The organism is bacterium, from assembly GCA_016716565.1.
GTDB lineage: Bacteria > Bacteroidota > Ignavibacteria > Ignavibacteriales > Ignavibacteriaceae > IGN2.
Window position 1 is genome coordinate 984,096 of record JADJWC010000002.1, and the last position, 22,860, is coordinate 1,006,955.

Here is a 22,860-nt window from a genome sequence, read left to right on the forward strand (position 1 = left end):
AAATCAATCGGAATCTTTTGGTATTAAAGGATTTTAAGGTGCTCTCTAAAAGTTTTACATCAGGCAGATGCAATAATTCCTAAAAACGAATCTGCCTTAAGACAAGCTCCACCCACAAGTGCACCGTCAATATCTTTCTGAGAAAGAAGTTCGCCTGCATTATCCGGTTTCACGCTTCCTCCGTATTGTACGACTAAATTTTCAGCAACTGAAGTTGAAAATTTTTTAGCCACTAATTCACGAATGAACGAATGCACTTCCTGTGCCTGCTGCGGTGTTGCGGTTTTTCCTGTACCAATCGCCCAAACAGGTTCGTAAGCAATGATAATATTTTTCATCTGTTCAGCAGAAATTCCATCCAATCCTTTTTCGATTTGTCGGGATATAACCTGCATTGTTTCATCATTCTCTCTCTGTTCGAGAAGTTCTCCAATGCAGAAAATCGGCTTCAAGCCTTTTGTAAGTGCGGCTTTAATTTTTTTATTTATCAGCTCATCGGGTTCATTAAAAATTACTCTCCTTTCAGAATGACCGAGGATTAAATATTCACAACCGACAGACTTCAGCATATCGGCAGAGACTTCTCCGGTAAACGCTCCACTATCTTCATAATACATATTCTGCGCACCAAGTTTAATCTGTGTTCCTTTTAGTAAAGAACTCACTTCACTCAACGATGTAAACGGTGGACAAACTATTACTTCAGCTTTAGTATCTTTTCCCAAACCATTAATAATTTCACTAACTAACTTTTGAGATTGATGCAGGTTCATATTCATTTTCCAGTTGCCGGCAATAACTTTTTTTCTCATTTCTTCCTCTTTGTTTCTGATTTTCTTAGTGTAAAATTAAGTAATTATTTAAGTCTTTGCATCTATGATTTTATTTTCTATATCAATGATGTCGTAAAAAATTATCCAAATAACTTAGTTTGCTTTTCAGTATTTTTAGCACAAAAATTTTGACGATTTGTTAAACAAAAAATGAATTTCGAGCAAAAAGAAATAGCAGTCGTTGCAGTAAGCGGAGGAATGGATAGTTGTGTTACCGCAGCAATTGCAAATGAAAAATATCAGCTTGCATTTGCACATATTAATTATGGTCAGCGGACTGAGAAGAGAGAGCTGAAGGCTTTCAACGATATCGCAGATTTTTATAATGTGAAAGAAAGACTGGTGATCGATTATACACATCTTTCAAAAATCGGCGGCTCATCTTTGACAGATAAAAATATTGAAGTATCAAAAGCTGACTTGAAAAACATAAATATTCCAACTTCGTATGTTCCATTTCGTAATGCAAATATTCTTTCTGCTTGCGTAAGCTGGGCAGAAGTTTTGAAAGCAACAGCAATTTTCATCGGTGCTGTATATGAAGACTCTTCCGGTTACCCCGATTGCAGACCGGAATTCTTTTCTGCCTTCGGAAAGATGATTGAACTTGGAACAAAACCGGAAACAAAAATTAAAATTGAAACACCGGTTATTCATTTGTCCAAAGCAGAAATAATAAAAAAAGGAATTGAATTGAATGCTCCTCTACATTTAACGTGGAGTTGTTATCAGAGCGAAGATATTGCCTGCGGAATCTGTGACAGCTGTGCTCTTCGTCTCAGAGGATTTCAGTTGGCCGGAGTTAAAGATCTGATCCCATATAAACAGAAACCAAATTATTCCTAAATCAAAAGAATTTATACGAAATGAAAAACAAAAGAAATCTTTTAGAAACATTCAAAAACGAATTCCCAAACCGGGATTACACAATTATACACACAGCACCAGAGTTTACTTCGCTATGCCCTAAAACAGGTCAGCCTGATTTTGCTACGATAACTGTTGAGTATATTCCGGATAAACTTTGTATAGAATTAAAATCGTTAAAAATTTATTTTAACTCTTACCGGAATGATGGCTTGTTTTTCGAAAGTGCGACAAATAAAATACTCGATGACCTGGTTGCAGTATGCAAACCGCGATATATGCTAATCACAGCCGAATTCAATGTAAGAGGAGGAATTTCATCTGTAATTGAAGCTGAATATTTCAGCGACGTATTTAATAAGTAATTACTCGAAAGTTCATCAGACTAATAATTTGGAATCAGATATAAAAAAAATATTCCAGGAAAAACGCGACAAACTTTTTGCTGCATACTCCAAGCAGGCAGATGCATTAAGGTTCAGCAAAGAATATAGTCTGTTGATTGAAGAATATATCCGGGCTGTTGCCGGAAAAGATAAATACAACTTTGCTTTGGCTTCTGCTGGAAGCTTCAGCCGTCGTGAGTTTTCACCTTATTCTGATATCGATATAATTTTAATTGCGGAGTCAGTCGAAGAGAACGCAAAAGATATTTCTGATCTTGTCACAAAGTTTTGGGATAACGGACTGGAAGTTTCTCATACAGTTAGAGACTTATCCGACATCCAGAAATATATGTTGTCCGATCTTCATACATTCACTCAGTTTTTTGAAACCAGGTACTTGCTTGGATCAGAAAAAGTTTACAACTTATGGAATGAAACTCTTCTTAAAACTCTCAATGAAGATTTAAAAGCAGATTTAATTAAAAGGCTAATTGAGGATTCAGAAGAGAGATACAAGAAGTACGGCCATTCACCAAAAATGCTTGAGCCAAATGTAAAATATTCTGCCGGCGGATTGCGTGATCTTCAAATGGTTGAATGGATTTATATCTTCGCTCACAAGGAGTTAATAAATAAGCAGCAGGAAGCAACACAGATCGAAACTTTCCTCAGCATGCTAAAAGAAGACAAAGCTTCTTCAATTGATGAATGCAACCGCGTGCTCAGCAGCTACAAGCTGATACTTTCAGTACGAAACCTCCTGCACCTTGAAGCAAAACAGAAGCACGATCGCTTTGAATTTAATGAGCAGATCAGAATTGCAAGAATTTTTGGTTTTGAGGAAGAATCATTGATCGATTTTATGAGGATATATTTCAACGCTGCGGTAATCCTCAACCGGTTTTCCAAGTCAATGATTAAAAAATTCTACGATGATATTTCCGTTTCACTTCCTGCCTCACTTGCAATTAATCTTGACGATGATTTTGTAATCAAAGGCAAAGTTATTTCAATGAGAAATAATTCTCCGCTTAGTATGTCAGATATACTTCGTGCATTTTATTATCGCGGCCTTCATTCGGCACGATTCGATGAAGCTCTCCGATCACTTATTGTAGATAAGTTTGAAACAATTGACAGGCATCAAATCCAGGAAAGCGAATCATCTGTATTCTTCAGAGAGATTTTAAGGCTTCCAAATAACGTCGGCGATACTCTTTATGTGATGAATGAACTTGGAGCCCTAGGTGCATTTATGCCTGAGTTCAGGGACCTGACTGGTTTTCTTCAGCATGGTGTATATCACTCTTACACTGCTGATGAACATACTCTTATTGCAATACAAAACGTCGAGAAGCTTGCTAATGAAAATTCACAGCTTGGAAAAATTTTCAATAAGCTAAAAGACAAGGAAAAATTATTCCTCGGACTTTTGTTGCACGATATTGCCAAGCCAATAAATATCAGCGGACACGAAATCATTGGAGCCGAGCTTGCTTCTTCAATAATGTACAGGATGGGTTACAGCGATGAGGAAATAAGTATCGTTTCTTCCCTTGTGATGAATCATCTTGTTATGGAACAGACAGCTTTCCGGCGAAACCTTAACGATCCGGAAACTCTTAATAATTTTACCTCAAGATTTACTTCCATTGAGGAGCTTGAACAGCTTTATCTTTTAACTTACGCCGATCTTTCAGCCGTTAATCCTGTTGTCTGGACAAGCTGGAAGAATGAACTTTTAGCTGAGCTTTACAGAAAAACCCGCGCAATGCTCGAGGAAAAAATTTCAGGTGAGGATTTATTGTACTCGACCACTTATGCGGTTCCAAAAGAAATAAGCAAATATTCTCCCAACATATCAGAAGAAGATGTTCAGAACCATATTGAATCAATTGATGATCTGGCTTATGCTCACCATTTTGGTGCCGAAGAAATTGCAAGACACATTGAGGAAATCGAAAAAGGTTCAATTGTATCAGTACTGTTTTCCGAAGCAAACGGTTTTACCGGAATAACTGTTATCACGAAAGATTTTCCTTCTCTTCTCTCAAAGCTCTGCGGCGTAATGGCGATAAATGATTTAAACATTCACGATGCAAAGATTTTCACACGTAAAGATGGGATTGTAATCGACACATTTAACGTAACAGATTTCAGCACGCATAGAACGATTGACAAAGAACGATTCGGTAAAATAGAAGAGGATATGAATCTTGCTGTTCGCGGACTTCTTCAGCTCGGTAAAGAAGTCGCTTCTTTGAAGTCAAAATGGTGGAGAATTGAAAGCAAGCTGTTCAAGAAAAAAGGAAATGTAAAAGTTGCATTCGAAAATCATGAAAGATATACAATCATTGATGTTCATTCACCGGACAGGCTCGGATTTCTATACCATGTAACAACTAAAATGAATGAACTTGGATTGAATATATATTTCGCAAAGATTTCTACACAGGGTGATGAAATAGTTGATGCATTTTATGTGCTTGACAGGAATGGGAAGAAAATTTCCCCCAACGATTATGAATTTGTTAAAAATGAAATTACTTCAGCGATTGATAAATTATTATAAGGAATATTTTGAACCACACAGATAAACAAAAACCCATTGGCGTATTCGATTCAGGTATTGGCGGACTTACAGTTGTAAAAAGACTGGCATCTACTCTTCCGAATGAGAACATAGTTTATTTCGGTGATACGGCCCGCGTTCCTTACGGTTCAAAATCAAATTCAACTGTGATTGAATATTCAATTCAGAATACAAAATTCCTTCTGCAGAAAAACATTAAAGCGCTCGTTGTTGCTTGCAACACTGCTTCATCAATCGCAATTCCTGATCTAAAAATAATGTTTGATATTCCAGTCATCGGAATGATTGAGCCCGGCTCGAAAATGGCTTTGAAAAAAAGCCGAAGCAATAAAATAGGTGTTATCGGAACGAGAGCAACTGTTGGAAATCTTGCATATTCAAAAGAAATTAAAAAAATAAATTCTTCTGCACAGATAGTTGAAAAACCGTGTCCGCTTTTTGTTCCGCTTGCAGAAGAAGGATGGATAAAACATCAGGCAACTTATGAAATCGCAGAAGAATATTTGAAAGAACTTCGTGAAGACGGAATTGATACGTTAGTCCTCGGCTGTACACATTATCCAATATTATCCGCAGTAATCCAGGAAGTTATTGGCAGCAATGTTACATTGATTGATTCGGGTGTTGCTTCTTCTGAAGTAATCAAGTCAGAACTTGCAAAACTTGACTTACTATCCGATTCAAATAAACCAGGATTTCAGGAATATTATGTAAGCGACATTCCCGCAAAGTTCAAAGAAGTAGCCGAGCTTTTTCTCGGAAAAGAAATTGACCACGTACACAAAGTTGATCTGGAAGTTTTGATTTCGGAGCATTAGAAAAAAATCAACTCTTAAATCTCCCTTATCTCACCCTCAAAAATTTTCTTCAGGATTTTTCTGTCGTTGGTTTTAGCTAAAACAAGCATCAGCTTGATTCTTGCTTTTTGTCCGTTCAGGTAATCTGTGAATATTACTCCGAGGTCGTGCAAATGTCTTCCCGCACCGGGATAGCTGTAAATGTAATCCGTTTCTCCTGCGGGACATCGCGACACAAGTACAACAGGAATATTTCTTTTAATGACATACTCAACACCCTTGAATGCTGCAGGAGGAACGTTTCCAACACCCAGAGCTTCAATCACCAATCCTTTAGCACCGGAATCAGCAGAATGTTTGAAAAACTTTTCATCCATTCCGGCATAAACTGTAAGCAGATCTACATTCGTATTAATTTTATTAGTATTTATTATTTCCAGGAATCTCGGCAGACGATTGTAAATCACTCTCCCCTTCTCAACAAATCCAAGTGTTCCAAAATCCAGACTCTGAAAAGTTTCAAACTCATTGGAAAAAATTTTTGTTACCTCGCTCGCTGCATTAACTTCTCCATGCATACAAACAAGCGTTCCCATTCCTCTGGAATTTTCGCTCAGGCAAACAAGAATTGAATCAATTAAATTTTTTGGTCCATCCCAATTTGGTTCCGAACTGTTCCGCATCGAACCGGTAAATACAATTGGAATATCTGTTTTGATGGTGAGATCGATCAGATAAGCGGTTTCTTCAAGAGTATCTGTTCCGTGAGTGACAATAATTCCGTCATATATTTTCTGTAAAATTTTTGTTCTTAACTGCTTTGACAGTTCCATCATTATTTCAGGAGTAACGTGCGGACCGGGATATTTTCCGAAATCATAAAAGGAAATTTTCGCCAGCTTTCTTGCTTCGGGAATTTTTTTCAGCAGCTCCGCCCCCGAATACTTCGGAACAGCTCCGCCTGATTTCTTCTTATCGATCTTCATCGAAAAAGTACCACCGGTAAAAACTATCAATATATTCTTCATTTCAACCATAGAATTAATATTATTGTTTGAAAATCGAGGTCAAAATTAAACTAATTTTGCTAAAATTTCATTTGGCGCTATCATAGAGATGTCGATATACACTGATTTAACTTGAAGGTGAGGCAATGTTCCATTAACTTTAAAATAAAAAAATGAGGTTACTATGTTGATGGTAGAAGATGTTGATTTGACACCAAATCCGCACGCATTAAAATTTATATTAAATAAAAAATTACTTAGCTATGAAACTCGACAATTCGCCGATAAAGAATCTGCAAAGAATGATCCTCTCGCTGCTGGAATATTTGCACTTGATGGTGTGGTTTCAGTTTTTTATATGGATAAGTTTGTTACTATTGAAAAATCTCCTGATGCAAACTGGGGACAAATTCAGAGACCGTTTATCGATTTCCTGAAAACATTTGATCCAAACTTAATTCCAAAAGAAACCATAACAGCGCCAACTGCTGAAGAAGAAAATGAGCTGCTCAAAAAAATTAATAATTTGCTGGATCAAAAAGTCAGACCGGCACTTGCTGGTGATGGAGGCGGTTTGCAGGTTCTGGGAATTGACGGCTTTACCGTAAAGATAAGATACCAGGGAGCCTGCGGTAGCTGCCCAAGTTCAATAACTGGAACACTTATGGCAATTGAAGGATTATTAAAAAGAGATGTTAATCCTTCAATTCACGTTGTTGCTGCTTAAATTTTTTAATGGAGCTTCGGGGAAGAAATCAAAATGGTTTCTTCCCTTTTTATATTAATAGAAGAATATTTTTATGACAGATGAGTTGTCCTTCGCATCAGAAACAATAGCCGGAATTAATTTCGGCATAATTTTATCTGATAACGGAGTTCGGGAAATTCTGATAAACAAAATAACGGATTCTGAAACTCATACTAACCTAACTTACATTCCTTCTGATGATCCGAAAGTGAAAAACATTCTCCTTCAACTGAAGGAGTACTTGAATAGAACAAGAAAAGAATTTGATCTGCAATTAGAAATTATTGGAACTGATTTTCAAAAAAATGTGTGGAATGAATTAACAAAAATTCCTTACGGGGAAACAATCAGTTATGGTGAACTGGCTGAGCGGATGGGAGATAAAAATAAAATGCGGGCTGTAGCAGCAGCGAATGGTGCTAATCCAATTCCTATCATAATTCCCTGCCACAGAGTAATTGGCTCTGATGGAAGTTTGACTGGTTACGGCGGCGGGCTGGATGTCAAGAAATGGCTTCTTGAACTGGAAGGAAGCTGGACTATGGACTTATTTATTTCATAATCCTGAGTGTTCATTAATAAAAAAACGCGATAGGAAATCCATCGCGTCTAAACATTAAAACCGTAAAACTATCAGATTACTTAACTTCAGAAAGCTTGTTTAAATCCTCTAATTGAACAAACTTTTCATTGAATTTATAGTTCCCGCCTGCTGTTTTCATCGATTTAATGAACTTTACAGTTATAAGATCGTTTTTTTTCTTCTTTTTTAATTTATCTGAAAATGATTGCTGTTTTGCCATATCAACTCCTATAATTTGAGGCGCAAATATATCAAATCCGACCTGAAAAAAAAACATTGGTATTAATAGGAGAAAATAATACCTGCATCGGAATCTTATTAATTAATGTATCATCCAATACCTGCGAATTCAGTCAGTTTTGTCTGGTACAAAAATTCGTTGCTTATTAGTTGTTAAATGTTTAGGTTTTATAATCAATTTTTTAGAAAATAAATGTTGTTATTAGCAATTATAGTAATCCTTTCTTACCTGGTCGGTTCTGTACCGAACAGTATTATTATCAGCAAAGCAGTAAGCGGAATTGATATTCGCAAGCATGGAAGCGGAAATGCGGGTGGTACTAACGTAATGCGTGTACTTGGATGGAAATACGGATTAACCGTAATCATTCTGGATGCATTGAAAGGTGTAATTGCAGTAGTTTTAATTTCCAGATTACATTATGGTCCACTGCCGTTTGCAAACGTTTCTCCTTTTGATGATTTTACTTTAGTTCAGATTATAGCCGGAATGTCTGCGGTAATTGGACACATCTGGACTGTATTCGCAGGATTTAAAGGAGGAAAAGGAATTGCGACAGCACTTGGTATGCTTTTAACACTTATTACTATAGATATGCTGATTGCAGTCGGCGTTTTTGCACTTGTAGTTTTAATATCGCGCTATGTTTCTTTAGGATCAATCATTGCAGCGATAAGTGTTCCATCAACATTGTTTATCAGAGAAAATTTATTCCACGTTGATATCCCCGGATATGCTACACTATTTCCATTTATAATTGGTGTAACTGTTCTTGTTATTTTTACGCACAGAAAAAATCTCGTTAGAATATTCAACGGAAATGAAAATAAAATTAGTTTTAAAAAGAAAACTAAAATTGGTTAAATGAAAATTTCGGTTCTCGGCGCTGGCGGCTGGGGAACTACCCTCGCAATTTTACTTCACTACAACGGTCATAACGTAACTCTCTGGGAATATAAAAAAAGTTATGCCCGTGATTTAATAAAGCACAGAATCAACAAACATTACCTGCCGGGAATAAAAATTCCTAAAGAAATCTTAATTACTCATTCAATTGAAGAATCATCTTCTGATAAAAATCTTATAGTGCTTGCAGTTCCATCACAATTTTTGCGTAGTGTGGTAAGAAAAATAAATTTCAAGCAGATTGAAGACACAATTCTCGTCAGTGTTGCAAAAGGGATTGAGAATAAATCACTGATGACCATGTCCCAAATGTTGAAAGATGTTTTTCCGCATATCAGTAAAAATCAGATTGGAGTTATCTCGGGTCCGAGCCATGCAGAGGAAGTCAGTCAGCGTATTCCAACTGCAGTTGTTGCAGCTTCAACGGATATTGATACAGCAAAAACAATTCAGGCTGCATTTATGACTTCATATTTCCGCGTGTATTCTTCAAAAGATATTTTAGGTGTTGAACTCGGCGGAGCCTTTAAAAATATTATTGCTATCGGTGCCGGAATTATTGATGGTGCAGATTTCGGAGATAATACTAAAGCCGCAATTATGACAAGAGGTGTCGCTGAAATTTCAAGACTCGGTCTGGCGATGGGTGCAAGACCGGAAACTTTCGCCGGACTTTCGGGAATGGGCGATTTAATTGTTACCTGTATGAGCAGACACAGCCGAAACAGGTTTGTCGGTGAACAAATCGGTAAAGGTAAAAAGTTGAAAGAGGTTTTAAAATCAATGGAACAGGTTGCAGAAGGAGTTGAAACGACGCGATCAGCAAAGCAGCTCGCTGCTAAAATCGGAATTGAAACACCAATCACTAACGAAGTTTATAAAATTCTTTTTGAAGACAAAGATCCTGTTAAAGCTACAACCGATCTGATGACAAGAGATATGAAAACTGAGTGACGAATCACTCCTTATATAAAATTCCCTTTCTGAACAATTCAAAAGACAAAAACCAGTCAATTCCAGAATTATATTTGTCTTCATTGGATAAATAATCATTCATCATTTTTTCAATTTTCATTGAATCATAGTACTCAAAGTTCCTCGCATCAGCAGAATGTGCTATATCCCCGATAAATTCTTTCAATGATTTAAGAAAATCAATTTGAGATTTGCTCTGGTAAGATAAGCCAAGTCTGTTTTTTATTCGTGAGTGCAACCGTGCACCAAGTGAGGATGAGTTGAACGGATGAACAATGTTTCCTTTTACGAGTGGAAATTTGGTTAGTTGACTTGCATTTTTTTTAATCAATTGCTTAAACAATTTGCCGTTCTTTTTCTCTGACTCTCTTAAGTTAAATAACAAGTTTAAAATATCTCTTTGTACCAATGGCATAAATGAAACTACAAAATTATCAACCCGAATTTGTTCGGGTGCATAATAGTTCATAAGTCTCGAACGAATTGAAAAAAGATCTATCCACTTTTCAGGACTGATTTGATTTGCATCCAGCATTTCTGAAAACAATTCATCAAATTGACCAATAATTCCTGTTTCCATTTCCTTTATTGCATCTGAAGTAAAAATATCTGCGCGGTTATATCTTAAAAAAGAAAATAATCCCACAGCATCTTTTTTCAGGATTGAATTCTTTCCAAGGATTAGCAGCCTGTTCGCAAATGCTCTCCGCCAGATTTCGCCGAAACCTCCGTCGATGACAATTCTATTACGATCAGTCAGTCTATCATAAAATCTCAGATTTATAATGGAACTTGCAGGATTAGTTACAATCGATTGAACTGAATATTCTTTTATTAATTTAATCATTTGATCTTGTGCAGGAAGTTCATCATTAATAATTTCGTTTTCCTTTTTGAGACTTTTCAGTAATTGAAAGGCTATCTTTGAATCAGGGTGATTAGGATCACCAAAAGTGTGAGTGTCCCATTCATCTATATTAATTGTCTCCAGATAAGAAAGCAGCAACCTTGAATCCAATCCACCCGAAAGACTTAGCGATATTTTTTTATTTTCAACGGAAAGTAGTTTTTTTAAAGTAACATCGAAAATTTCCCGACTGTTTTTTGCCTCAAAATCAGGCTGCCAAATGTTTCGTTCAATCAATAAAGAATTGTTTTTGATAGTAGCATCTGCACAAACCAGTCGAATAACATTTTTAATTAAGCTGCTTCGTGATATCTGGTTCTGCAGCAGCCATCGTGAACCGAACTCTTTGAAATCAATTTCCGGCTTAATAAAATATTTCAACCAGTCAATTCGTGTTGTAAAGCCAAATGCGTTATTGAGTTTTACAATATGAATTTCTCTTAATCCAAGCTCATCAGTGAAAAATTTTAATCCATTTTCGGAATATTTAAGAACAACAAAATGGCCATTTACAGATTTCAGATTAATAGGATTTAATGATAGTAATAAATCCCAATCATCAGTATCAAGAATTTTGTAACCGATGTCTGCAGATTTCAATCCGATGCCAGAAACAATCCAGCAGGAACTGGAAGACTCAGATTTGAAGGAACAGGTTTGCTTATTTCCACCAGCAAAGAGAATTAGATTTGTATCTTTAAATGAATATAGAGGTGATTCGGGAGAAGCAAATTGCTTTTGATTGGTATTTCCAAAGTATCCGAAAAGCCAGCTCATTTATAACCAGAGTGTTTTCAATTTACTCGGTAACTCTTCCGCCGGGTAAAGAGATACCTTTAATTTTTCTGAAAAGCGAAACCGCAAATGAATCTGTCATACCGGAAACGAAATCAATTATCCTCAGAAGCCGGAGATAAAGATCATCCGGAATTTTCTCACCTATTCTGCTTGGCAGAAGAGCAAAGACAGATTTATTCTTCGAAGATATTTTTCTTTCATAAGCAGCGTTGTACGAATCGATAAATGTCTCCAGCAAACCGCCAAGCACTTCGTATCCGGCAACTTCTCGCTCAACAACACTGCGAGATTTGTAAATCTTTGCTATTGATATTTCCTTTATTCGCTTTAAGGCATTTGCTCTTTTAATTTCACTTATTAATTCATTTTCAAATTTACCCGTCAAAATATTTTTTTCTTCGTCAAGAAAAACTTTTGCAAGTTCATTCACAAGTTCGTTGATTGCTACTGCTCGCAAATATCCGATTCTGTCCTTCTCATTTTTGTCATGGTAATTTCTTAAAACTTGTTTTGAGACTAAAGGTCGAAGCAATTCTTCAGTTTCTTTAAATGAAATCAAACCGAGTCTGAATCCATCTTCAAGGTCCATAACTCTGTAGCAGATATCATCGGCGGCTTCAATAAGGAATGCTAACGGATGACGGTACCACCAGTAAGCTTTTTTATTCTTCACGCAATCAAGACCTGTTGCGTTTGCAACTTCATTAAAAATATCTTTTTCTGCCTGGAAGAAACCATACTTACGGTAAGCTTTATTCTGAATTGAATTATTCTGAACTCCGATTAGTGATTCTCTCGGATATTTTGTCACTGCTGCAAGAGTTGAGTAAGTAAGATTCAATCCGCCTTTTACTTTTGGATTCTGCAGCTTTGTAATAATTCTGAAACCCTGGGCATTTCCTTCATACTTAATAAGGTCAGTCCATTTTTTTTCATCCTTAATTTTCGATTTGAACTTTTGTCCATTACCGCTTCTAAAATATTCTGCGATTGCATCTTCACCTGAATGTCCGAACGGAGGATTTCCAATATCGTGAGCAAGGCAAGCTGCTGCAACAATTTCACCGAAATGAAATTTTGTAAATCGATGGACGAGAGAAGGATTTCTTTTTATAATTGTTTCACCGACCAGGTTTCCAAGTGATCTGCCGACGCATGAAACTTCCAGACTGTGAGTCAACCGTGTGTGAACAAAATCACTTTCCGGCAAAGGGAACACCTGCGTTTTATCCTGCAGACGTCTGAAGGCCGGAGAGAACACTATCCTGTCAAAATCTTTCTGGAATTCACTTCTTCCATCCTGAAGTTTTTGTTTCGGCTGGGCTTTTTCTCCAAGCCGTGAATCAGTTAAAAGTTTTTCCCATTCCAAGTTTAATTTCCTTCCTGAATTTCTTTTCTAAAATTAAATATAATTTTCCACAAAGACTTTAATCCATTTTTTGAGTTTAGTAAAACGTTAGATTATTTTTCTGTTGATGAAATCTGTTTCAAAGAACACACTTGATGATTCTGTCCAGTATTTAAAGTCTGTCGGACCAAAACGGGCCGAAGCTTTTTCGAAAATCGGAATAAAAACGATTCGTGATTTGCTATTTTACTTTCCATCACGTCATCTTGACCGTACTACCGTTTTAACGGCGGCCAAAGCTTACGGTTACCTGATGAACGGATACGATGGCGAACTGACTGTAATTGGAAAAGTATTTGATAAGGAAAAGAAAAGATTCGGTAAGAAGGAAGTTTTGAAAGTTCAGTTCAGGGATGAAACTGGATTTTTCGAATGTATCTGGTTCCAGGGAACAAAATATTTTTATTCGATTTTCAACGAAGGAGATGTTTTTGCGATATCTTCAAAACCAGATAAATCAAAATATGGGGCGCTGCAGTTTGTTCATCCCGACTTTGACAGAATAAGTGAAGAAGAGAAAAGCTTTCTTCATACGGGGAAGATCATTCCATTTTACAGAATTCCAAAAGAACTGAGATCGGGAAACATTGGCGACCTTAGTTTGAGAAGAATAATAAGTCTTGCTGTTGAAAACTATGTCAATATGGTTGAAGAAACTCTTCCGGCAGAAATTATTAATCAGAACAAGCTGATCAATCTTCAGGAAGCAATCCGCAATTATCATTTTCCCGAGACAATAGAAAAACTAAACACGGCTCAAAGAAGATTCAAATTTGAAGAGCTCTTTTATCTTGAGCTTCTGGTAGCATTGCGAAAGCAAAATTATCATAGCAAGCTTACCGGAAATAAGATGAGCATTAAAACAGATCTCGTAAAGAATTTCCTTACAACGCTTCCCTTCGAATTAACAAAAGCTCAATTAAAGGTTTTGGGTGAAATCAAAAACGATCTTCTTTCCGAAAAACCTATGAACCGGCTTTTACAGGGAGATGTCGGAAGTGGAAAAACTATTGTTTCATTGATAGCTATGCTTATTGCAATTGATAACGGATTCCAGGCTGCGATAATGGCACCGACTGAAATTCTCGCAGACCAGCATGCAAAAAATATTTCTAATATGATGAAACAACTTTTTGAAAGATTTACTGAAAAGGAAATTAAAGTTTCTTTGCTTCTCGGTGGACAGAAGAAATCCGAAAGAGAAAAAAGACTCCAGGAGATTGAACTCCAGGAAGCAGATATAATTGTTGGAACTCACGCACTGTTCGAAGAAAAAGTAAATTATAAAAATCTTGGATTAGTTGTAATTGATGAGCAGCATCGGTTCGGTGTGAGACAAAGAGCAAAGCTTCAGAGCAAAGGAAAAACTCCCGAAGTTCTTGTGATGAGCGCTACTCCTATTCCACGGACTATTTCCATGACAATTTACGGTGACCTCGATGTCTCTGTAATAGATGAAATGCCAAAAAACCGGAAACCCATTAAAACTGTCCTTAGAGGGGAAAGCAAGCTTCCGGAAATTTTCAAATTTATTATTGACAAGAAGAAGGAAGGTTACCAAACATTTATTGTTTATCCGTTGGTTGAAGAATCTGATAAGCTGGAACTTAAAGCTGCGGAAACTTATTACGAAGAGTTGAGCAAAACTCATTTAAAAAATCTCAAGCTCGGTTTAATCCATGGAAGAATGAGCTGGCAGGAAAAAGAAGAGAAGATGCTTCTCTTTCTGAAAAAAGAATTTGATGTGCTCGTTTCAACAACTGTTATTGAAGTCGGTATTGATATTCCCGATGCGAACATAATTCTTATCAACGATGCTCATAGATTTGGACTATCTCAACTTCATCAGCTAAGAGGAAGAGTCGGAAGAAGCGACAAGCAAGCTTACTGTATTCTTGTTACGAAGGATGAAATTGTACAGTATAATATACAACAGCAGCTTGAACTTGACTACTTATCAAGTGCAATGATTGAAAAGTACAGGTCTGCAATCAGACTTCAGACGATGGTGAAGACAAATAACGGATTTGAAATTGCTGAAATAGATTTAAAGCTTCGCGGACCGGGAGACATCTTCAGTACGAAGCAAAGCGGATTCCCGGATTTGAAATATGCAGACATCATTCAAGATTCGGAGTTGATCAGTCTGGCAAAGAACATTGCGTTTGAGCTAATAAATAAAGACCCTTCGCTTGATTCTACTTCAAACAGTGTGGTAAGAAAAAATCTTATCAAACATTATTCGGACAACCTTCAGTACGCAAAGATCGCCTGATAATCTTTTCTAACTTCTAAAAAATTTTTCAATCCTCTGCCAGTTCAACAGAAATTAAATTGATGATCTGTCACAAATTTTTTTTCAAACTTAATTCTTCTATCAACAAAAATTTTTCTTTACACAGTCTGTTCATGAAAAATTTCCATGAAAAATATTTTTTAAAAACTTTTTAAAACATGTTGACAAATTATTTATAAAGATTATATTTGGAGCGACAAGAAGAAAAAAATTTTCAAGGAGAAATTATTTTATCACCAAGGTTTAATGTACGTTTAGATGTTGCTGTAACATTCAACGTAAAACCGGAGAGTGAAACTTTCCTTGAAGAAGTCCCTCCTGTTCAAAATTCTCCTCAACATGAACTTCAACCTGCAGTAGATACTTATGCAGAATGGGATACGTGGGAAACTGTAAACGCTGTTAAAGATGCCATCGCAGAATTTCACAATGTAACTTTAGTTGAAGCAAACAATGATGCATTCTTAAAACTTAAAGAACTAAAACCTGATATCGTTTTTAACTTTGCTGAAGGACTGATTGGAGTAAACAGAGAATCACACATTCCTGCAATGCTTGAAATGCTTCAGCTTCCTTATTCTGGTTCTGATCCGCTCACACTTGGAATATGTCTGGATAAATCTCGGGCTAAGGAAATCTTGACATATCATAAAATACCTAATGCTAAATTCCTTGTCGCTGATCGAATGGAAGATATCAGCAAAGTAGATTTTGGTTTCCCACTTATTGTTAAACCGATATCGGAAGGTTCCAGCAAAGGAATTTTTTCCTCTTCTTTAGTAAAAAATGCCAAAGAGCTGGAGGATGAAGTAAAGAGAGTACTCTTTTCCTATAACCAGCCAGCTTTGATTGAAGAATTCCTGCCAGGCAGAGAATTTACCGTTGCTGTGCTCGGTAACGGAGACGAAGCAGAAATACTTCCGATAATTGAAATCCGTTACGAAGATTTCCCGCAGGATGTTGTTCCTCTTTATTCGTATGAAGCGAAGTGGATTCTCGACACTAAGGAAAATGAATTCGATGTCTTTGAATGTCCTGCCAAACTTGATGCTTCACTGGAAAAACAAATAAAGGAAACGGTTTTAAGAACTTACAGCGTCCTTCGATGCAAAGACTGGAGCAGAATCGATGTACGTTTGGATAAGAATGGAGTTCCAAATATAATCGAGATAAATCCATTGCCGGGAATTATGCCCGATCCAAATGAAAACTCAAGTTTCCCAAAAGCGGCCAGAGTTGCAGGAATGAATTACAACCAGTTGATACAAAGTGCATTATACCACGCTGCAAAAAGGTATAATCTCTTATGAAAGAGAATACTAAAATATTAATCTGCTATAATTTGCCTGTCAGCGTATTTTCCGTCTACAATGGAAAAAAGAACGACGAAGCTGCCAAAGCAAACGATCTTTCAGAAAATAATTTCGTTAATGAACTAAAAAAGGTTGAACAATCATTATCGAAGCGTTTTACTGAGATTAAATCGCTTGCAATAGACCGTGATGTGCAAAAGACTATTAATAATATTAATGCCTTCAACCCTGATGTGATTTATAACTTTGTTGAGTCAGTTGAAGGAATATCAACTTATGAATCATACATTGCAGGATTATTTGAACTTCTTGGTTATGAAATAACAGGTTGCTCACCGATAACACTCGGTAACTGCCTTAATAAAGCAAGAACTAAAGCGATTCTTAATTCAAGAGACATACTTACCCCTGAATACAGAACATTAAAGAAGACTAAAAGATTTACCGAGAAGGAGATAAAGTTACGTTATCCGCTTATTCTAAAATTGATGAACGAGGATGCGAGCATCGGTATTTCTGAATTCTCAGTGGTAAAAAATTACACGGAATTAAGAAAACAATTCTCATTTCTGGTAGAAACTTATAATCAGGACATAATACTTGAAGAGTATATTCAGGGTAGAGAACTAAACGTGGCAATACTTGGCGGAAGAGTTCTGCCTATATCGGAAATAAATTTCGAAGGATTGCCGGAAGAATTTCCAAACATAGTTACATACGATGGTAAGTGGACGGAAGGAAGTGTTTATTACAATCACACTAAACCTGTCTGCCCCGCTGAACTACCTGAGAGATTGAGAAAAAAAATCTATATGACTGCATTAGCATCTTATGACGCTATGAACTGCAGAGATTATGCGCGTGTTGATATAAGATTAAGCAATAATGATGAACCTTATGTTATTGAAGTAAACCCGAATCCGGATATTTCATCTGACTCAGGATTTGCAAGAGCAGCCGCAGCAGATGGAATCAGTTACGATGATTTGCTCTATACAATTGCAAGCTTTGCATTAATCAGAAAGAAGAAAAATGATTCGCAGGCTAAAGCCGGTTGATGCTAAAGTCATAGAAGGAATTTTAAGTTCGACACCGAATTTTAGTGATGAAGAAATTAAAGTTGCGATGGAACTTGTGAACATCGCATCAACTAATCTGATGCAGACGGACTATAATTTGTTCGTTTATGAGGAAGATGGCATGATTCTTGGTTACCATTGCACCGGTAAGAGACCGTTAACGGATGGTGTGTATGATCTCTACTGGATTGTTACCAATCCTAATTATGGAAAAAAAGGGATTGGAAAAAAACTTTTAGAACATGCAGAAAACTTTGTTAATGAAAACAACGGCAGGTGGCTGCTGGCTGAAACATCTTCTAAAGATAGTTACTCTGCTACAAGAAATTTTTATATGCGTAATAATTACAGCATACTGTTTGAAATAAATGATTTTTATTCCAAAGGCGATGGAATGATCGTCTTTGGAAAATATTTCAATCACAAGAACAACTGAGGAACTATCATGGAACTTTGGCAGGAAATGGTAAGGGACAGTGTACACACTGTAGACCATGTCGTGGAAAAATTTGGTATCGACCGCAAGACAGCGGAAGATCTCGATGAATTCTTCCAGGCACGAATTAATCCTTACTATTTAAGTCTGATCCGTTATCCCGGCGACCCAATCTGGCTTCAATGTGTACCGGCAAAAGTAGAGCTGGAAGACATAGATGCGGAAGAAGATCCTCTTCACGAGGACGAAATGAGTCCCGTTCCAAATATCACTCATCGTTATCCCGACCGTGCATTATTTTTAGTTACCAGCCAGTGTGGTATCTATTGCCGTTTTTGTACAAGGAAAAGAAAAGTCGGTGACTACGAAAAAATATCAATGAAAGGTCTTGAAAGCGCATTCAATTATCTTGAGCAGCATTCAGAAATTCGGGATGTGATTCTTTCAGGCGGTGATCCTTTGATGCTTACAGATACTATGCTTGAAAAAATACTCCAGCGTCTGCGTGAGATCAAGCATATTGAAATTATCAGACTTGGAACAAGAATGCCTGTTGTTCTTCCTCAAAGGATTACAACCAAGCTTGTTAATATGATAAAGAAGTATCACCCGATTTATGTGAATACACATTTCAATCATCCGTGGGAAGTTACTCCTGAAAGCTCAAAAGCATGCGAAATGCTTGCTGATTCCGGAGTTCCTGTAGGAAACCAGATGGTAATTATGAAAGGTGTAAATGACGATCCTGCTGTTGTAAAAGAACTGATGCAAAAATTATTGAAAATAAGAGTTCGTCCATACTATATGTATATGGCAGATGAGACTAAAGGTGCAAACCATTTCCGCACTTCAATTGAAACGGGACTAAAGATTGCTGAAGCTTTACGAGGACACACAAGCGGTCTGGCAATTCCTCACTTTGTAATTGATGCACCTGGCGGCGGTGGTAAAATTCCAATTCTGCCGAATTACGTTCTCCATATGGATGAAGAGGAAATAATCTTACGAAACTTCCAGAATAAGGTATACAGGTATAAAAACTATTCTGACAAGAATAATCCTGAAGGTTTCGGAAGCAAGAGAAAGAAAACCAACGGGAAAAAGAAAGTAGAAAAGAAAAAGGTCGAAGTGCCTGTTCTGGAAGAAGTTTAGATCTAATACATTTCATAAAAAAGAAAAATGCCATCTACGTGATGGCATTTTTTATTTTACTTCTCCCTTAATCCCTCTCCTTGGTTAAGAGAGGGAAACAGGGTGAGGTTATTTTTACTTCAGTAGCAACATCTTTTTTGTTTCTATAAAATTTCCTGCTTTTAACTGATAGAAATATACTCCGCTTGGTAATGCCGCGGCGGTGAACTCAACCTCATATCTTTCTGCTGGTTTGTATTCATTAACCAAAGTTGCAATCTCGTTACCGAGTATGTCGTATACTTTTAGTGTCACATCACCGTTTATCGGTAACTGGTAACTGATCACCGTACTTGGATTGAATGGATTGGGATAGTTCTGTTCAAGAGCATATTCTGTTGGAAGAGTTTCTTCATCTTCAACTCCAACTATTCCATCAAACTCATCCGCACCGATATCAGTAGAATCATCATCTCTGATATCTCCATCAATATCCGTCAACACTTCTGCAATCGGAGTCCCGCGCGATTCAAGATAAGTTGCTATAGATTTATCAATATGCAAATCGGTCGGTGAAATAAAGTGCGGCATTTCAACATAGCTATTCACATCATAACCTGTTGCTTGCCATTCAGCTAATGAATGATAACTACCGGTATTAGATTTTACCAGACAGTTGTAATTATTTTGCTCATAATTAAGAACATTGAAGTCTGATGAACTTAAAACTGTGTTCTGTGTCCTCAAATATATTGCAGAAGCGCAGTACTGTCCTTCATCTCTTGTATTAATAAAGATGTTATTTTTTACTTCAGTATTCATCCCAGGATTCCAAATATACAATGCACCAGAACCTTGATGATTGGCTCCTGTACCAGATAAATAAACTGAGTTATAATAAACTTTGGTATTGTTCTGATACTCCAGATGAATTCCGCCAATGTTACTGTATGATGCGGATGAGGAGCTATTTATATCGTACACCATATTATTATAAACTAGATTTCCATTTCCAACAGTGTTACCATCACCTGTTAACCCTATACCCATACTACCATTGTTATAACTCGTATTAACATTATGAACAATATTATTCCGGATTGTAGATTCTGAACATCCGTAGCAATTAATTCCGTGTGCAATAACAAATTCTGCACTGGCACCCCTAATTTTCTCAACAATATTTTCTTCGATGAGAGCATTTTGATTCTTCTCGATTTGAATTCCCCAGCTAATAAGGCTATCTGTTTCCGATCCAATGATGTTACCTTTAATAATGTTGCCTGTTGGCCGCAAGTTAGGTTGATGCGTACCTACCCAAATTCCTATTCCAGCTTGCTTTATAAAATTGGACTGTATCAGATTATTATCGGGTGTAACCTGTGCATTTAATTCAGAATAAAAACCCAGTACGACACCAAGTCTCATAGATGACTCATTTATAAAAGTTGTATTCTGAACTATGTTATAGTCCGAGTTATTTACAAAACAAAGTCCATTATTATAGACAAATTGATTATTATATAAAGCACGAAATGTTAGTGTGGTTGGACCTGTTATAGAAACACCATCAAATGTTAAATAGTTAGTGTTCATTAAGTACATTACAAAAATTCCGCCTCCTTCAATTACCACATTCTTATTTTCAGCAGGTTTAATAGTGACTCTGCTGTTTGGTCCGGCACCGGGAATTGGGCCGTTCAATTTTAAGCCAAATGAATCTGTTGGTGATGTGTAAAGTTCATCAATCAATTCAAGCGTAACATTACCTGCAACTCCATCAGTTTCAAGTTTATCAAATGCTTCCTGAATTGTTGCGAAGTTTCCGCCTGTACCGACAGTGTAAGTTCCGGGAAGTAGAGGCGGTGAGTAGAGAGATTTTGCAAGCCCAATTTTCCAAACATAATTTCCGGATGGACTTCCATCGTAATACATATATAAAGTATCTCCGACTAATAGAACACCTGGGGATTCTACTTCACCCCCATCCCAACCGCTTGTTGATGGTCTCAAAACCGGATTGGCGGAATGTTTAGTCCAATTATTAATTCCATCCGGTGATGTAGCAAGTCCAATTCTGAACTGTCCCCAGGAAGTTCCTGTCCCTAAATACCACATATAGTAGATATTATCCTTGAACATAACACTTGGTTTAGTTACCCACGTGTCGTCCCATTCTCCTGAAATTCCAGGTTCTAAGATGGGATTATTTTGTGTGTCTTTTTGCCAAAGAATTCCATCCACAGAGGTAGCATACCCTATACATAGCTTGCTCATACCAGAATTAGCCCCGACATACCACATTTTATATCCACCTGTTACCGGCATAACACAACTGCCTGCTACGCCTTCAGCTTCCCAGGGATCAGTGCCAGCTTCTAAAACCGGTGTTAGATGTTTTGTCCAATTGATTCCGTCAGGTGAAGTAGCGTATCCAATTTTGTAGGTTGTAGGACTAAGCGCACCGGAATACCACATCTTGTAAGATCCATTTTCATAAATAACATATGGTAATTCTACAGTATAGGAATCCCATTGACCCGCTGATGGATTTAGAACCGGTGTTGATCGCACTTGCCAGGACAATCCATCATTGGAATAGGCAAGACCAATTCGACAAGGTCTTCCACCACCCGCAGTAGTTGCCCCCGTAAAGAACATTTCGTATCTGGATGAATCAGCGTTATAAATGACATAAGGTGCAAATGCACCTGCGTACCATACACCCGGAACAGTTATTATTGGATTCCCCACGTACTTTATCCAGTTTACCTGGGCAAGTAAATCAGCATTGCTCAATAACAAAACTGTAATGAACCAGAACGATTTGAAAAAATTAGATCGCATAAGAACCTCCTATTTATGGTTGTTCAATAAATTAATTAGAAAATTTTTCCATCTTTATTCCCCTCCTCTCTGAGGAGGGGTCGACTTTAGTCGGGGGTGGTGCTTACATAAAAACAAATTTTCAGACCACCCCGTCTTTCAGACACCCCTCCTTATCTAAGGAGGGGATAATTTTTTTTAATTAAGCAATGTCATTTTTATTTCTCACACTACATTTGTAGGGACAAGTCGAGACCTTTCCCTACGATTACATTTACCATAAAAACTGCAATAGTGATTTCATATTAATCTTCCCTGAGAAGTGGTTTATACACAACCAAATTTTTTCGCTGGTAAAATTTCCGGCAATCATACAGTAGCAGTAGTATCCCGGAGAAAGATTCCGAACCTCCCCTGAATGAGTCCTGACGGCTGAGAATTCAGTTACGTATGTGCCCGGCTGCTTAACTTCATCAACCAGTTTTTCAATTACATCACCATCGTGATTGTAAACTGTAATCTGTACCCGTGTTTCGTATGCAACACAGTATTTAATTGTCGTTTTTTCCCTAAACGGATTCGGGTAATTCGGACTTAAATAAAATTCCGTCGGCTCAAGATCACTTTCATATCCATTTTTTGTTTGAGTGAGCATCTTACACCTGTTTTACTTTTTGAAGTCATTAAAAAATTTATTTTTTGCTTATATGGTAAGATTTTTAGGAGGGGA

The 22,860-nt window shown here is 37.0% G+C and carries 20 protein-coding genes; 13 read left to right on the plus strand and 7 right to left on the minus strand.

The features are described from left to right. Positions 1–59: 59 nt before the first annotated feature. Positions 60–812: a triose-phosphate isomerase gene (locus IPM14_11225; GenBank protein ID MBK9098663.1), complete on the minus strand. Its 753-nt coding sequence runs from the start codon at positions 810–812 to the stop codon at positions 60–62. A gap of 171 nt (positions 813–983) precedes the next feature. On the opposite strand from IPM14_11225, the gene queC reads away from it, so the two are divergent. From queC to IPM14_11245, 4 genes are read left to right on the plus strand one after another with little or no spacing between them, the layout of a single operon-like run. After that, entirely contained in the window at positions 984–1,679 is a 696-nt protein-coding gene (gene queC / locus IPM14_11230) for a 7-cyano-7-deazaguanine synthase QueC (protein ID MBK9098664.1), read from the plus strand. Between the two features lie 20 nt (positions 1,680–1,699). Next, positions 1,700–2,065 carry an NADPH-dependent 7-cyano-7-deazaguanine reductase QueF gene (gene queF / locus IPM14_11235; protein ID MBK9098665.1) on the plus strand — a complete coding sequence of 122 codons (366 nt, stop codon included), beginning with the start codon at positions 1,700–1,702 and terminating at the stop codon, positions 2,063–2,065. A 28-nt stretch (positions 2,066–2,093) separates the two neighbouring features. After that, a complete protein-coding gene (locus IPM14_11240; protein ID MBK9098666.1) occupies positions 2,094–4,658 on the plus strand; it encodes an HD domain-containing protein in 2,565 nt (854 codons plus the stop codon). 8 nt (positions 4,659–4,666) lie between these two features. Then, on the plus strand, positions 4,667–5,497 hold the full coding sequence (locus IPM14_11245; GenBank protein ID MBK9098667.1) for a glutamate racemase: 831 nt from the start codon (positions 4,667–4,669) through the stop codon (positions 5,495–5,497). A gap of 14 nt (positions 5,498–5,511) precedes the next feature. Here IPM14_11245 and IPM14_11250 read toward each other — a convergent pair whose 3' ends face one another. Next, positions 5,512–6,504 carry an asparaginase gene (locus tag IPM14_11250; protein ID MBK9098668.1) on the minus strand — a complete coding sequence of 331 codons (993 nt, stop codon included), beginning with the start codon at positions 6,502–6,504 and terminating at the stop codon, positions 5,512–5,514. 163 nt (positions 6,505–6,667) lie between these two features. Between IPM14_11250 and IPM14_11255 the strand changes: the two genes are divergently transcribed. Then, a complete protein-coding gene (locus tag IPM14_11255) occupies positions 6,668–7,210 on the plus strand; it encodes a NifU family protein (GenBank protein ID MBK9098669.1) in 543 nt (180 codons plus the stop codon). A gap of 73 nt (positions 7,211–7,283) precedes the next feature. After that, complete coding sequence (locus IPM14_11260; GenBank protein ID MBK9098670.1) at positions 7,284–7,793, plus strand: methylated-DNA--[protein]-cysteine S-methyltransferase; 510 nt, start codon at positions 7,284–7,286, stop codon at positions 7,791–7,793. Positions 7,794–7,869: 76 nt separating this feature from the next. Here the strand turns inward: IPM14_11260 and IPM14_11265 are convergent, their stop codons facing one another. Beyond that, entirely contained in the window at positions 7,870–8,034 is a 165-nt protein-coding gene (locus IPM14_11265; protein MBK9098671.1) for a hypothetical protein, read from the minus strand. 213 nt (positions 8,035–8,247) lie between these two features. Between IPM14_11265 and plsY the strand changes: the two genes are divergently transcribed. Both plsY and IPM14_11275 read left to right on the plus strand, forming a co-directional pair. Continuing rightward, entirely contained in the window at positions 8,248–8,919 is a 672-nt protein-coding gene (gene plsY, locus IPM14_11270; protein MBK9098672.1) for a glycerol-3-phosphate 1-O-acyltransferase PlsY, read from the plus strand. After that, the gene (locus tag IPM14_11275) at positions 8,920–9,915 is read left to right on the plus strand and encodes an NAD(P)H-dependent glycerol-3-phosphate dehydrogenase (GenBank protein ID MBK9098673.1); all 996 of its coding nucleotides are present in this window, start codon (positions 8,920–8,922) and stop codon (positions 9,913–9,915) included. Between the two features lie 4 nt (positions 9,916–9,919). Here the strand turns inward: IPM14_11275 and IPM14_11280 are convergent, their stop codons facing one another. Together IPM14_11280 and IPM14_11285 are read right to left on the minus strand one after the other, a co-directional pair. Further along, positions 9,920–11,620 carry a hypothetical protein gene (locus IPM14_11280; GenBank protein ID MBK9098674.1) on the minus strand — a complete coding sequence of 567 codons (1,701 nt, stop codon included), beginning with the start codon at positions 11,618–11,620 and terminating at the stop codon, positions 9,920–9,922. A gap of 22 nt (positions 11,621–11,642) precedes the next feature. Then, positions 11,643–13,010 (minus strand): deoxyguanosinetriphosphate triphosphohydrolase, encoded by a 1,368-nt coding sequence (locus IPM14_11285; protein MBK9098675.1) that lies wholly within the window; start codon positions 13,008–13,010, stop codon positions 11,643–11,645. A 106-nt stretch (positions 13,011–13,116) separates the two neighbouring features. On the opposite strand from IPM14_11285, the gene recG reads away from it, so the two are divergent. From recG to IPM14_11310, 5 genes are all read left to right on the plus strand, one after another. Next, the gene (recG, locus tag IPM14_11290) at positions 13,117–15,324 is read left to right on the plus strand and encodes an ATP-dependent DNA helicase RecG (protein MBK9098676.1); all 2,208 of its coding nucleotides are present in this window, start codon (positions 13,117–13,119) and stop codon (positions 15,322–15,324) included. Between the two features lie 248 nt (positions 15,325–15,572). Then, the gene (locus tag IPM14_11295; GenBank protein MBK9098677.1) at positions 15,573–16,655 is read left to right on the plus strand and encodes an ATP-grasp domain-containing protein; all 1,083 of its coding nucleotides are present in this window, start codon (positions 15,573–15,575) and stop codon (positions 16,653–16,655) included. Further along, positions 16,652–17,716, plus strand: coding sequence for an ATP-grasp domain-containing protein (locus tag IPM14_11300; GenBank protein ID MBK9098678.1), 1,065 nt, complete (start codon positions 16,652–16,654; stop codon positions 17,714–17,716). The genes IPM14_11295 and IPM14_11300 overlap by 4 nt, the downstream gene beginning before the upstream one ends. Beyond that, a complete protein-coding gene (locus IPM14_11305; protein MBK9098679.1) occupies positions 17,691–18,173 on the plus strand; it encodes a GNAT family N-acetyltransferase in 483 nt (160 codons plus the stop codon). The genes IPM14_11300 and IPM14_11305 overlap by 26 nt, the downstream gene beginning before the upstream one ends. A gap of 9 nt (positions 18,174–18,182) precedes the next feature. Then, positions 18,183–19,325, plus strand: coding sequence for a KamA family radical SAM protein (locus tag IPM14_11310; GenBank protein ID MBK9098680.1), 1,143 nt, complete (start codon positions 18,183–18,185; stop codon positions 19,323–19,325). A gap of 114 nt (positions 19,326–19,439) precedes the next feature. Here the strand turns inward: IPM14_11310 and IPM14_11315 are convergent, their stop codons facing one another. Then, positions 19,440–22,151, minus strand: coding sequence for a T9SS type A sorting domain-containing protein (locus tag IPM14_11315; GenBank protein ID MBK9098681.1), 2,712 nt, complete (start codon positions 22,149–22,151; stop codon positions 19,440–19,442). Positions 22,152–22,404: 253 nt separating this feature from the next. Then, positions 22,405–22,785, minus strand: coding sequence for a hypothetical protein (locus IPM14_11320; protein MBK9098682.1), 381 nt, complete (start codon positions 22,783–22,785; stop codon positions 22,405–22,407). Positions 22,786–22,860 lie beyond the last annotated feature (75 nt).

Bases quoted from the DNA above. Each gene is read 5' to 3' on its own strand.
- IPM14_11225 (MBK9098663.1), bottom strand. From the start codon at position 812: ATGAGAAAAAAAGTTATTGCCGGCAACTGGAAAATGAATATGAACCTG.
- queC (MBK9098664.1), top strand. From the start codon at position 984: ATGAATTTCGAGCAAAAAGAAATAGCAGTCGTTGCAGTAAGCGGAGGA.
- queF (MBK9098665.1), top strand. From the start codon at position 1,700: ATGAAAAACAAAAGAAATCTTTTAGAAACATTCAAAAACGAATTCCCA.
- IPM14_11250 (MBK9098668.1), bottom strand. From the start codon at position 6,504: ATGAAGAATATATTGATAGTTTTTACCGGTGGTACTTTTTCGATGAAG.
- IPM14_11255 (MBK9098669.1), top strand. From the start codon at position 6,668: ATGTTGATGGTAGAAGATGTTGATTTGACACCAAATCCGCACGCATTA.
- IPM14_11260 (MBK9098670.1), top strand. From the start codon at position 7,284: ATGACAGATGAGTTGTCCTTCGCATCAGAAACAATAGCCGGAATTAAT.
- IPM14_11265 (MBK9098671.1), bottom strand. From the start codon at position 8,034: ATGGCAAAACAGCAATCATTTTCAGATAAATTAAAAAAGAAGAAAAAA.
- plsY (MBK9098672.1), top strand. From the start codon at position 8,248: ATGTTGTTATTAGCAATTATAGTAATCCTTTCTTACCTGGTCGGTTCT.
- IPM14_11275 (MBK9098673.1), top strand. From the start codon at position 8,920: ATGAAAATTTCGGTTCTCGGCGCTGGCGGCTGGGGAACTACCCTCGCA.
- IPM14_11280 (MBK9098674.1), bottom strand. From the start codon at position 11,620: ATGAGCTGGCTTTTCGGATACTTTGGAAATACCAATCAAAAGCAATTT.
- recG (MBK9098676.1), top strand. From the start codon at position 13,117: ATGAAATCTGTTTCAAAGAACACACTTGATGATTCTGTCCAGTATTTA.
- IPM14_11300 (MBK9098678.1), top strand. From the start codon at position 16,652: ATGAAAGAGAATACTAAAATATTAATCTGCTATAATTTGCCTGTCAGC.
- IPM14_11305 (MBK9098679.1), top strand. From the start codon at position 17,691: ATGATTCGCAGGCTAAAGCCGGTTGATGCTAAAGTCATAGAAGGAATT.
- IPM14_11310 (MBK9098680.1), top strand. From the start codon at position 18,183: ATGGAACTTTGGCAGGAAATGGTAAGGGACAGTGTACACACTGTAGAC.
- IPM14_11315 (MBK9098681.1), bottom strand. From the start codon at position 22,151: ATGCGATCTAATTTTTTCAAATCGTTCTGGTTCATTACAGTTTTGTTA.
- IPM14_11320 (MBK9098682.1), bottom strand. From the start codon at position 22,785: ATGCTCACTCAAACAAAAAATGGATATGAAAGTGATCTTGAGCCGACG.